Source organism: Stutzerimonas marianensis (assembly GCF_022810315.1).
Lineage (GTDB): Bacteria > Pseudomonadota > Gammaproteobacteria > Pseudomonadales > Pseudomonadaceae > Stutzerimonas > Stutzerimonas marianensis.
In genome coordinates, this window is record NZ_JALGRD010000014.1 from 37,085 (window position 1) to 49,366 (window position 12,282).

Genomic DNA, 12,282 nt, shown 5'->3' on the forward strand with positions numbered 1-12,282 from the left:
GATTTCCGTAAGGATCAGCCTGTGAACCAGCAAAACCTCGCCGACTTCATCTGGAACGTGGCCGACGTGCTGCGTGGCGACTTCAAGCAGTCCGAGTTTGGCCGCATCATCCTGCCGTTCACCGTGCTGCGTCGTCTGGAGTGCGTGCTGGAACCGACCCGCGAGGCGGTGCGCACGCAGTACCAGGCGCTCCACGCCAGCGGCGTTGATCTCGACCTGCTGCTGCCCGGCACGGCCGGCGCGACCTTCTACAACGTCTCGCAGTTCTCCCTGGCCAGCCTCGGCTCCACCAGTACGCGGGCGAACCTCGAGGACTACATCGCCAAGTTCTCTGCCAACGCCCGTCAGGTGTTCGAGCACTTCGCCTTCGACGGCTGGCTGGCCAAGCTGGAAACCGCCAACCTGCTGTACCTGGTGACGCAGAAGTTCGCCAGCATCGACCTGCACCCGGAAGCCATCAGCAACCACGAAATGGGCCTGGTGTTCGAGCACCTGATCCGCAAGTTCGCCGAGTCGGCCAACGACACCGCCGGGGAGTTCTTCACCCCGCGCGACGTGGTGCGCCTGGCCACCACCCTGGTATTCGCCCCCGATCATCAGGCGCTCAATGGCGAGGGTGTGGTGCGTACCGTGTACGACTGCGCCGCTGGCACCGGCGGCTTCCTGTCCTCGGCCATCGAGCAGGTGGGCGAGTGGAACCCCAATGCCCGCCTGGTGCCTTACGCCCAGGAACTCAACCCGGAAACCTACGCCATCTCCGTGGCGGACAAGCTGATCCAGGGCTTCGAGACCCGCAACATCAAGCTCGGTAACACCCTGAGCAATGACCAGTTGCCCCACGAGCAGTTCGATTACTGCCTGGCCAACCCGCCGTTCGGCGTGAAGTGGGAGAAGGTACAGAAGCAGGTGCAGGACGAGCACAGCCAGCAGGGCTTCGCCGGCCGCTTCGGTCCCGGCCTGCCACGGGTGGGCGATGGTTCGCTGCTGTTCCTCATGCACCTACTGTCCAAGCGCAAGCCGGTTGAGCTGGGCGGCAGCCGCATCGGCATCGTGCTGTCCGGCTCGCCGCTGTTCAACGGTGGCGCCGGCTCGGGCGAGTCGGAGATCCGCCGCTGGATTCTGGAGAACGACTGGCTGGAGGCGATCATCGCGCTGCCCACCGACCTGTTCTACAACACCGGCATCGGCACCTACGTGTGGATTCTCTCCAACCACAAGGACGCGCTGCGCAAGGGCAAGGTCCAGCTGATCGATGCCAGCGCCATGCACGCACCGATGCGCAAGAGCCTGGGCAGCAAGCGCAAGTACCTGTCCGATGAGCAGATCGCCGAGATCGCCAAGCTGCACGAAGCGTTCGAGGAAGGCCCGAACAGCAAGATCTTCGCCACCACCGACTTCGGCTACCGGCGCATCACCGTCGAGCGCCCGCTGCGCCTGCGCTTCTCGGTCACCGCGGACAAGCTCGCCACCTACCAGAACACCAAGGGCTCCGATCAGGCCGAAGCCTTCGCCACGGTGGAAGGCAGCTTCGACAACCTGCCGGCTTTCCTCAAGGCCGCAGGCATCAAGAAGCTCTCCAAGGGCGCGCAGAAGGCTGTGCTGGCCTGCTTCGGCGAACGTGACGCCGAGGCCCAGCCGGTGCTGGACGACAAGGGCAATGTGCAGTCGGATTCTGATCTGCGCGAGTTCGAGAACGTCCCCCTCAACCAGTCCATCCAGGACTACTTCGAGCGCGAGGTGCTGCCCCATGTGCCGGACGCCTGGATCGACACCGGCAAGACGGACGCGAAGGATGGTCAGGTCGGCATCGTCGGCTACGAGATCAACTTCAACCGCTACTTCTACGTCTACCAGCCGCCGCGCCCGCTGGCTGAGATCGATGCCGATCTCAAGGCGGTGGAAGCCGAGATCGCCGCGCTGCTGGGGGAGGTGACGGCATGAGCCATTACAAGCCGTATCCGGCCTACAAGGATTCCGGGGTGGAGTGGTTGGGGCAGGTGCCGGAGCATTGGACTATTGGCCCGTACAAGGCAACTATTCAGATCGAAAACGGCTCGGATTACAAAGAGGTTGAGTCGGATGACGGTTACCCCGTGATCGGCTCTGGTGGTCCGTTCGCATATTCTTCGAAGCGGATGTACGACGGGGAGTCGGTCCTTCTAGGTAGAAAAGGAACCATTGATAAGCCGCTCTACGTCAATGGTGCTTTCTGGGCGGTAGACACCATGTACTGGTCGATCATAAAGCCTGGAGCACATGGGCGATTTGCGTACTACATCGCAACGACCATCCCTTTCGACATGTACTCAACAAACACCGCGTTGCCAAGCATGACTAAAAGTGTGCTGGGCTCGCACCTTGTTGCTTTCCCAGGCTTCGAAGAGCAACAGGTTATTGCTAACCACCTCGATCGCGAAACCGCCCGCATCGACGCGCTGGTGGCGAAGAAGACCCGCTTTATCGAGCTGCTGCGCGAAAAGCGCCAGGCGCTGATCACCCATGCCGTCACCAAGGGCCTCGATCCCAACGTGAAGATGAAGGACTCCGGCGTGGAGTGGCTGGGAGAGGTGCCGGAGCATTGGGAGGTCAAGCGTCTGAAGTTCGTTGCTACGGTGCAGACCGGCATTGCAAAGGGCAAAGACAATGCAGACAAGGATACTGTTGAGATTCCATATCTGCGCGTTGCCAACGTGCAGGATGGCTACCTTGATCTGGACGAGGTTGCAACCTTAGAAGTGTCTAGTGCTGATCTGTCTCGCTACCTGCTGCAGCCAGGTGATGTGCTGATGAATGAAGGTGGTGACTTTGACAAGCTCGGCCGAGGGCATGTCTGGCATGGGCAGATTGACCCCTGTATTCATCAGAACCACGTTTTTGCCGTTCGTCCTCACTCGGTCCGGCCCGAGTGGTTGAATGCATACACCAGCTCCAGTGCTGCCCAGTTTTATTTCATGGGGCGCTCGAAGCAGAGTACGAATCTGGCATCCATTTCCTCAAGTAATCTGATGGAATTGCCTGTACCGCTGCCGGGTGATGATGAGCAGTGCCAGATTCTTCAGGCAGTGCAGGAAAGAGCAAGCAGATTGGATGGTTTGCTCGCCAAAACCAACCGCAGCATCGTCCTTCTGAAGGAGCGTCGCGCTGCCCTGGTCACCGCCGCCATCACCGGCCAGATCGACTTGCGCGAAGCCGTATGACCCGTTGATTCGGAGCGCACCGCGTTCCGAATCGGCAACCAATACCTGGAGCAAGGAAAGGCCCATGAGCCACATCCACCACGAATGCGAACTGGAACGCCACATCGTCGAGCAGCTGGAGGCTGCAGGGTGGCGGGTGGGCAAGTCTGCCGACTACGACGCCGCGCGTGCGCTATTTCCCGAGGACGTGATCGGCTGGCTGGACGATGCCCAGCCGCAGGCCATGGCCAAGCTGCGCGCCATGAACGGCGCCGGCACCGAGGCGGTGATCCTCGACCGGCTGGTCAAGCAGCTGGAGAACAAGGCCGAGGGCGGCACGGTGAACGTGCTGCGCTATGGCTTCGCCGTGGCTGGCGGCGGCACCCTGGCGATGAGCCAGGGCCTGCCCGAGGACGAGCGCAACGACACGGTGATCCAGCGCTACGCCGCCAACCGCCTGCGCGTGGTGCCGCAGCTGCGCTACTCGCTGGACAAGGCCGACGAGATCGACCTGGCGTTGTTCATCAACGGCATCCCGGTGGCCACGGTGGAGCTGAAGACCGACTTCACCCAGTCGGTGCAGGCTGCCATGCAGCAGTACCGTATGGACCGCCGTCCCGAGCGCAAGAGCGGCGGCAGCGAGCCGCTGCTGACCTTCAAGCGCGGTGCGGTGGTGCATTTCGCCATGAGCGACAGCGACATCCGCATGACCACCAAGCTGGCCGGCGACTCGACCTTCTTCCTGCCGTTCAACCGCGGCAACGATGGGGCGGCCGGCAATCCGCCCTGCGAGGACGGCTATCCGGTCAGCTACTTCTGGGAGCGCGTGCTGCAGAAGGAAAACTGGCTGCACATCTTCCAGCGCTTCGTGCTGCAGGAGCGCAAGGAGGCCCAGGACGCCAGCGGCAAGACCTACTACAAGGAGGCGCTGATCTTCCCGCGCTTCCACCAGTGGGAAGGCGTAACGCGGATGATCGATGCGGTGCGCGTCGAGGGCGTCGGCCAGCCGTACCTGATCCAGCACAGCGCCGGCTCCGGCAAGACCAACACCATCGCCTGGACCGCGCACTCGCTGATCCGCGTGCGTCGCCCGGACGGCGAGCCGTACTTCCACAGCGTGATCGTGGTGACCGACCGCCAGGTGCTCGACCAGCAGCTGCAGGACGCCATCCAGCAGATCGAGCATCAGGCCGGGGTGGTCTGCGCCATCGACCGCCAGCAGTCCAGCCTGCCGAAGAGCCAGCAGCTGGCCAAGGCGATGCTGGACGGCGTGCCGATCATCGTCTGCACCCTGCAGACCTTCCCCTACGCGCAGAAGGCCATCCTCGGCGAGAAGAGCCTGCGCGACCGCCGCTTCGCCATCATCATCGACGAGGCGCACAGCTCCACCGGCGGCAGCACCGCCGACGACCTGCGCTATGTCCTCACCGGACAGAGCGAGGAGGAGTGGGAGAAGCTCAGCAAGGAGCAGCGCCTGTCGGTCTGGCAGTCGTCGCGGCAGCGGCCGGGCAATGCCAGCTACTTCGCCTTCACCGCCACGCCCAAGCATTCGACCCTCAGCCTGTTCGGCCGCCCGCGCAATCCGGCGCAGCCGGTCAGCCAGGACAACCCGCCGGCGCCGTTCCACCTCTACACCATGCAGCAGGCCATCGAGGAGGGCTTCATCCTCGACGTGCTGAAGAACTACACCAGCTACCAGGTAGCGTTCAAAATTGGCAGTGAGTTCGTCGACGACAAGCGCGTGGACGAGAAGAGCGGCAAGCGTGCGCTGGCCAAGTGGCTGTCGCTCAACCCGGTGAACGTCGGCCAGAAGGTCGAACTGATCGTCGAGCACTTCCGCAAGAACGTCGCCCACCTGCTCGGCGGCCAGGCCAAGGCCATGGTGGTCACCGGCTCACGCGCGGCGGCGGTGAAGTACCACCTGGCGCTGCAGGACTACTGCCAGCGCAAGGGCTACGACAACGTGCAAGCCATGGTGGCGTTCTCCGGCGAGGTGCCCAATGCCGAGGTCAAGGAGCCGAGCCTGTCGGCGGACCACCAGTTCAGCGAGGCTAACCTCAACCCCGGCCTGAACGGGCGCGACATGCGCAAGGTGTTCGACACGCCCGACTACCGGGTGATGATCGTCGCCAACAAGTACCAGACCGGCTTCGACCAGCCCAAGCTGGTGGCCATGTACCTGGACAAGAAGATCTCTGGCGTCGAGGCGGTGCAGACCCTTTCGCGGTTGAACCGCACCTTCCCCGGCAAGGACAAGACCTACGTGATCGACTTCGCCAACGAGGCGGAGGAGATCCTCGCGGCGTTCAAGACCTTCTACCGCGACGCCCAGGTGGCGGATGTCCAGGACCCGAACATCGTCTACGACATCAAGCAGCGTCTGGACGGCATGTTCATATACGAGCAGGCCGAAGTGGCGGCGTTCGGCGAGGCCATCGTCGACAAGAATGTCACCCACCAGAAGCTCTACAGCCTGACCCAGGCGGCTACCGACCGCTTCAACGGCAAGCTGAAGATCCTCAACGACGCCATCGACCAGTGGGAGAAGGCCTGGGAGACGGCCCACGACAGCGGTGACGAACAGGGCATGGAGTACGCCGACGTGCAGCGCGCGGAATACTGCAAGAAGCGCGACGAGCTGATGATCTTCAGCGAGAGCCTGTCCAAGTTCGTGCGCAGCTACGAGTACATCGCCCAGCTGGTGGAGTTCGGTGACCCGGCGCTGGAGGCCTTCGCCAGCTATGCCCGCCTGCTGCGCAAGCGCCTCAAGGGTATCAGCGCCGAGCAGGTGGATCTGGGCGACCTCAAGCTCAGCCACTACAAGATCAAGAAGGGCGAAGGGCTGGTCGGCGTCGCTGTGCAGGCCGAGGTACCGGGCCTTTACGGCATGACCGACAACGGCCTGCGTGAGGCCCGCGATCGCGAGAAGCAGTACCTCACCGACCTGATCGAGAAGCTCAACAATGCCTTCGGCCAGGGCATCACCGACACCGACCAGGTGGCCTTCGCCGTTCACGTCTCCGAGAAACTGCGCACCGACAGCGTGGTGATGGCCCAGGTGCAGAACAACCCCATGGAACAGGCCATGAAGGCCGACCTGCCGATCAAGGCGATCCAGGCCATCGCCGGCGCAATGAGCAGCCACCAGACCATGGCCACCAAGCTGCTCAGCGACGAGGCGACGAGGGATGTGTTCCTGACGGTGGTGTATGAGCTGCTGAAGAAGGATGCGGGGGCGGAGCTGTTGAGTTCGGCCAGAGGTTGAGTAGGCTGACCGGGTGCTTGACCGTACTCGACGGCGTTATGGCCGTCGGGCCTTGCATGAGGGGAAAACATGACAATGCCGAGTGAGCGCACCCGCGCAATCATCCAAGCTCGCGAGTTTCTGGTCGACTTGTCTCGTGATAAGGCACTGCCTGAGGCCGTGCGCACGGAGGCGCATCGCCTGTTGCGTCATTACCCAACCGCCGATGAGGTGCTGCTTGCCGGGAAGGTGGAGGAGCAGCGCGAAGATGGCCTGCCGTGGGTTTTCCTGAGCTCCAGGATCGACTAGCCCTGTAACTCCGACACTGGAGGCAGGAGGGAAGCTGGATCGCAGCTCAGCAGGCTGGCGATGCGGTACAGCTTCTCGACGGTGATGTTCACCTCGCCACGCTCGATGCGTCCCATGTAGCTGCGGTCGATGCTGCAGGCCAGCGCCAGTGCATCCTGAGAAAGCCGACAGGCCTTTCTCTGCGTCCGGATGCGTGCCCCCAACGCTTTCGCCAACTGATTCATGACCGCCTCAACTGCATTTGAGGCAGCACTATCCTGCGTTTGCGGACGCATAGACCACGGACTATAATCCGCATTTCTCCGCTACGACCCCTTGGGGGCCTGTATGAAACCCGCCACGTTCATCCTCGACAGGCGCCTGTATGAGCTGCTTCAAGAGGAAGGGCGCTCACAGTTCACGACCCGAGAGCTGCGGGATGCCTATGCCCAGCGCCTGGGAGGCCTGACCTTCCGTCTTGGCGATGTGCGCCGCTATGTATACGAGCAGATCCGTCGCATGCTCCGCGCAGGTTGGCTCTTGCCTGATGAAGAGCGCCGCTCGCGTGGACAGGTCTACCACCTGCAACCGTTCCCGGAGAACCTGCAGCTGGAGCTGGTCGACGGTGGGTTCGAGAACAGCCTCAAGGCCGTGTGCGAGCCGGAGCCGTCAGTCCCCGAGCACGGAAGCGTGCCATCCAACCCTTCATCCGATGCGGAGCAGCATCTGGAAGTTCTTCTCAAGGAAATCCGGCTGGACTTCCTGTCGGCGATGGGCGAGGCGGAGCGCTACAAGCAGCTCCTCGATGACATGCCGCATCTGCGCGACAAGGTCGAAGGCGAGTACTTGGAGGCCAGAGATCGCAGCTCGCGGCTGCTGGGACACCTTCGCGCTGTCGAGAAGACGCTCAAGACGCTTGCCTCTACGCGATGACATCATCACTGCGAGACTGGCAGCGCCGCTGCATCGATACGGCGCTGGAGCACTTCCTTTCCTCGCCACACTTTTTCTGCCAAGCAACTCCGGGCGCAGGCAAGACGCGCATGGCTGCAGAACTGGCCCGCTGCCTGCTGGAACAAAGGAAGATCGATCTGGTGCTGTGCTTCGCACCGTCGTGCCAGGTCGTCGACGGCTTCCGCTCGACCTTCGCGGCGGTGCTCGGCAAGCGCCTAGATGGACTGCTCGGTGCTGTGGGGGCTGCGTATACCTATCAGGCCATGGATTACCGTGACGAGGCGTTCTGGCGGCTCCTCGACGACTACCGCGTATTCGCTGTCTTCGACGAGATTCATCATTGCGCCGGGCATGATCCGCTGCTGAGCAACGCCTGGGGACAGCAGATCCTGCAACGGATACAGGATCGCGCCGCTTTCACCTTGGCGTTGTCCGGCACGCCATGGCGCTCGGACGACCGAGCCATTGCCTTGGCCCGCTACTCGTCCCCCGAGGGACACCTGATCTGCGATTACCGCTATGGCCTGAGGGAGGCCATTGCCGACGGGGTGTGCCGCGCGCCCCGCATCGTCCTTCTCGATAACCAGAAGGTGAAGCTAACTGAAGAACTGGAGACCGAGAGCACCGTCAGGCTGTTCCCCAGCATCGCCAAGCTGCTTGGTGAATCCCCCGTCACCTTCGAAGAGCTGTTGCGCCATGACGAGGTGATCGACCAACTGCTCGGCCTGGGATGCGCCAAGCTGGATGAGCTTCGCCAGATCAAGCCGGATGCAGCCGGCCTGGTGGTCGCCACCGATATTGAGCACGCCCAGCAGATTGCCCAGGCTCTGGAAGCCAGAGGGGACGGTTGCCGCGTAGTGACCAACCGGACTCCGGATGCCCAACAGGTGATCAATGCGTTCAGGCGCAGCGACTGCCGCTGGATCGTCGCTGTTGGGATGATCAGCGAGGGTACGGATATCCCCCGCCTGCAGGTGTGCTGCTACCTCAGCCGCATCCGTACTGAGCTGCACTACCGGCAAGTCCTGGGGCGGGTGCTGCGGCGCATCGGTGCACCTGATGACCAGGCCTGGTTGTTCATGCTGGCGGAGCCCACATTGCGTAGCTTTGCCGAGCGGATTGCGGATGATCTGCCGGATGACTTGGCGGTGCTGAGCCAGGTGCAGATGGCCGCCGCCCCTTCTGGCTCGATGGCTGGTGGGATGGGGGCTGGCAGCGAGGCCGATGGTCGCAGTGGTGGCGAAGCTGGGCGGCCTCCAAGGGCTGGTGCGGCGGGCGGCTACTCTCTGGGGGATTTTTCTGCCGAGCCGAGCTATCAGGTCAGTTTTTCTCAGCACTACCGGCAGCTGCTGTTGGCTTGCTTTTGAGGAGGCGAGCGTCATCAATCGAACCTCGACGATCGCTTGTCAAGGCGTAAGGCTGTGCTATACAGTTCTTGTCAAAGGACTTGTCAAATGATGTAGAATCCTGCCCCTATTTGGGGTGGCGGAGGAATTGATCATGACTGAGCGCGAAGGGGTACTAGCAGGGGCACCACTAATCTATGTGTTCAGCGTGGTGAGATTTTCTCCCATTCTTAAGCTTCCCCAGCTCATTCCAGACATCCATCAGGCTATTCGGGATCGCCTTCCCGGGTTTTTCCAAATGGTCAAAAGCACGCAGCCTGGTATCGTGCAAGGGTCAGAACCGAATTCGTGGGCCTTCCTAGACCGTAATGCTGAGTACGCTTGCGTTCTGGGCATGGATCACCTGATCCTGCAAAGCACGAACTACTTGCATTTTGCCAACCATCTGGAGCTCTTTCGAGAGTGCTTGATGGCCTTGACAAAGCAGGCTGGCGGCCTCGACGTAGCTGGTATAGGGATGCGTTATGTCGACAAAATCGAACCACTAGATGGAGAGACTCTCGCAGATTATCTTCCAGATACGCTGCTACCTCTCAAGTGTGAGGTGCTCGCGGAGAGGGAGGCAAAAGCTCTACTGGGTGTGTCCACCACTACCTATCAGCTAGATCCTGAGTTCCTACACATCAGGTGCTGGCGTCAGACTGGTATGTGGATACCGGACGACTTGGCGGAACCAGCTATGGTCTTCGAGATCGCTAAGCAAACTCGGCAGCCTTCCAAGCCTTTCGGTCAACAACAGAGTGCGTTCGTGCCTGTTAGTGAAAATGGTGCGCTTCTAGATACCGACGCCTATTGGCCAATTCCTATGACTGAGAGGCTAGGCACTGAAGAAATCTGTGGCAGGCTCGATAAGCTGCATAAGACTGCTAATTTTGCTTTCAGGACCGTAGCTAAAGATCACGCCTTTGAGGTTTGGGGGAGGTCAAGATGACTACCATAATTACCGGGCAATGGGTAGGCCAGGCTGGTGGAGCCCCTACTGCATCTGCACTGAGATGGGAGAGTCCGGAAATCGCTCCTCGTGTTGCTACGAGCACGGTTAGTCCTGCAATGGCGTTGGCTTTTTCAGCCATGCTGGCAGTCATGACTGCAGCTACCCCAACCAGCGGAGGTGAGATCTCACCTCGGCTCATCGGCTCTGCAGGAATAAGCCCTTACAGCTTGACGGGGGGAGAGTGGACCGAGGTTGATACCAGTCGCCCCGACATTACCGATGAGGTGGCTCCGTACCTCATCGAAGAGCTTCGTAGCGAATACAAGTTGTCAGATAGCTCCATTGCCGAGATGTTCAATGTGTCTCGGCAGACAGTGTACAATTGGCGGACAGGAAAGACTGCGACTGGTTTTCCGGAGCGGCTTGGTGCTTTGACGGAAGCTCTCCGGCAGGTCAGGTCGGAAGACGTACCATATCTACAACGAGTGCTATTTTACCCTACCTCAGATGGGCGTCTCATTCAGGACACTCTCTCTGATAAGGCATGGGCTCAGGACGGTGCCGCCGGAGTCAATGGGGTGGTTGCTGAGCTAATAGGTAAAGCTCAGCAACTGCGTGAGAGGGATCTAAAGACCATAGCCAGGTTGGAGAAATCGGGCGGTTCTCATTCGGTTTGATACATGACTGACACACCTGGAGATGAGGTTGTAAAAGCAATCAGCGTTGCTGGTTGGCTGCAAGGAGATATCGTTTCAGGTGAAGGCTTGATGCCGCATATCCCTGCCGATGTGTTGGCATCCCAATTTGACGGAAAGGCTCCTGATTTCTGGGTGCTTGCGTCTCATTCTTGCACGGTGCATGCACGAATTTTCGATGACGCACCGTTGGTAGAGTGGGTGGCTATTAAGGTCAAGAAAAAGTCATATTTACCATATCTGAATGCTCTTAACCCTCGAACGTTGCAGCTTGAAATTGCTGCAAAACAAATCTTCGAGCTGAAAATCCATCGACGGGTGTGGACTAGCCGGGCAGTTCTCCCGACTCAGCATCGAAATGCGGCTGTCACGTTGAACGAGGATCAACGTCGAACTTTCTCCTTCTGGATGTCGCATGCCTACAACCGAATTGCTATGCCGGACACCTTGGTCGAGCGCCTGAAGGCGGAGATCGGTCATGATGGTATGCAAGGTATCGCCATGCTTGTGGACGAATTCTTGAAAAGGAATAACCACATGCTCGCTAGTGCTTGGGTTTCCTTTAACCCCAAGTGTGAGATCCAGGAGCCCGCAGAACCATATGAGGTTCTCTTCCGCTTCCTAACGAAGCGAGAGCACGCCCGCCAGGCCACAGAGCTGCAAGCTGAGCTAACCAACATGGTTGGTGTGAGTAGGCAGGTAAGCGAGGGATTAATCTTCGAAGGAGCGGAGGTCACGGTCCTCCAAGACTTCACAATGCTCGATGCCGAGGACTTCGTTCGCTATAACCAGCACGACTGGCTGAGCATTGGCGAAGAGGATGAGGCTCCCGCAGAAGGTGAAGACCCGGATTAGTCGAAGAGTCGCCTGCCAGTATGGTGATCATACTAGGAGCGGTAAGGCGTGGCTGGGCTTAGCTATCGAATTTGCTGAGTCCACAGCGTTATGGCCTTTAACATCGCGCTCGACTCGAAGCAGTTTATTCACTGTCGAAAGAGTGATCTGATCGGGGGAGCAGGTCCCCAACGAGGAGAAAGGTTCACTGCTTGGAAAGGTCGGAGCTATAGCCAAGCGTGCTACGTCTGGCTAGATGGCCACCATACCAGCCATTCCTTTTTGGTGACGCGTTAAATTTAAAGGGGTATCCGGATTAAGTGGTTGATGGGCCTTCCAGCCCCATCCAACCCTTAGTCCTTCCAGAAGGTTGATAGATCGACACCGAAGTTCTTCTCAGGCTCGGGGAGTCCCATGTTGTAGGTCATGGTGGCTCTGCCCAGAAACGGGGATTCCTTGACTTGTGGCGCCTTCTTCTTGTGCTTGGTGGTATAGTGCGGATTCCACGCCATTCGGACACTCAGCCCACACTGATCCGGACACCTGTTCCACGATCATTCGGACAGGCAGTCGGAGCGCAGCGACGCAGGGGTTGCATTGTTAATCTGAGGCGCCCGGCGCCGTCAATTTCTTCACCTGCTTTCTCATCGATTCGCACTTGTCACCCTCTCTTGCTGACGACCGGGTAGCAGGTCCAGCAGGGTGCGCTCTTCCAGATTGGTTAGGATGCAGCAGAGCCCTTGGCAGCAGT

General features: G+C 60.1%; 9 protein-coding genes. 8 read left to right on the forward strand and 1 reads right to left on the reverse strand.

The annotated features are described in order from the left end of the window. Positions 1–21 precede the first annotated feature (21 nt). The 4 genes from MST27_RS20580 (at position 22) to MST27_RS20595 (ending at position 6,729) form a co-directional block, all read left to right on the forward strand. Positions 22–1,941, forward strand: a complete 1,920-nt coding sequence (locus tag MST27_RS20580) for a type I restriction-modification system subunit M (protein ID WP_243607790.1) — start codon at positions 22–24, stop codon at positions 1,939–1,941. Further along, positions 1,938–3,197 (forward strand): restriction endonuclease subunit S, encoded by a 1,260-nt coding sequence (locus MST27_RS20585; protein ID WP_243607791.1) that lies wholly within the window; start codon positions 1,938–1,940, stop codon positions 3,195–3,197. The genes MST27_RS20580 and MST27_RS20585 overlap by 4 nt, the downstream gene beginning before the upstream one ends. 64 nt (positions 3,198–3,261) lie before the next feature. After that, positions 3,262–6,441: a type I restriction endonuclease subunit R gene (locus tag MST27_RS20590; protein WP_243607792.1), complete on the forward strand. Its 3,180-nt coding sequence runs from the start codon at positions 3,262–3,264 to the stop codon at positions 6,439–6,441. A 69-nt stretch (positions 6,442–6,510) separates the two neighbouring features. Next, the gene (locus MST27_RS20595) at positions 6,511–6,729 is read left to right on the forward strand and encodes a BPSL0761 family protein (protein ID WP_126624710.1); all 219 of its coding nucleotides are present in this window, start codon (positions 6,511–6,513) and stop codon (positions 6,727–6,729) included. Here the strand turns inward: MST27_RS20595 and MST27_RS20600 are convergent. After that, the gene (locus MST27_RS20600; protein WP_126624709.1) at positions 6,726–6,953 is read right to left on the reverse strand and encodes a helix-turn-helix domain-containing protein; all 228 of its coding nucleotides are present in this window, start codon (positions 6,951–6,953) and stop codon (positions 6,726–6,728) included. The genes MST27_RS20595 and MST27_RS20600 overlap by 4 nt on opposite strands. Positions 6,954–7,056: 103 nt before the next feature. Between MST27_RS20600 and MST27_RS20605 the strand changes: the two genes are divergently transcribed. The 4 genes from MST27_RS20605 to MST27_RS20620 all read left to right on the forward strand — a co-directional run bounded on the left by MST27_RS20605 (position 7,057) and on the right by MST27_RS20620 (position 11,552). After that, a complete protein-coding gene (locus tag MST27_RS20605; protein WP_126624708.1) occupies positions 7,057–7,641 on the forward strand; it encodes a hypothetical protein in 585 nt (194 codons plus the stop codon). Continuing rightward, the gene (locus MST27_RS20610) at positions 7,638–9,029 is read left to right on the forward strand and encodes a DEAD/DEAH box helicase (protein WP_243607793.1); all 1,392 of its coding nucleotides are present in this window, start codon (positions 7,638–7,640) and stop codon (positions 9,027–9,029) included. The genes MST27_RS20605 and MST27_RS20610 overlap by 4 nt, the downstream gene beginning before the upstream one ends. Before the next feature lie 133 nt (positions 9,030–9,162). Next, positions 9,163–9,999 carry a TIGR04255 family protein gene (locus MST27_RS20615; RefSeq protein ID WP_031693807.1) on the forward strand — a complete coding sequence of 279 codons (837 nt, stop codon included), beginning with the start codon at positions 9,163–9,165 and terminating at the stop codon, positions 9,997–9,999. Between the two features lie 683 nt (positions 10,000–10,682). Next, on the forward strand, positions 10,683–11,552 hold the full coding sequence (locus MST27_RS20620; RefSeq protein WP_031693806.1) for a hypothetical protein: 870 nt from the start codon (positions 10,683–10,685) through the stop codon (positions 11,550–11,552). Positions 11,553–12,282 lie beyond the last annotated feature (730 nt).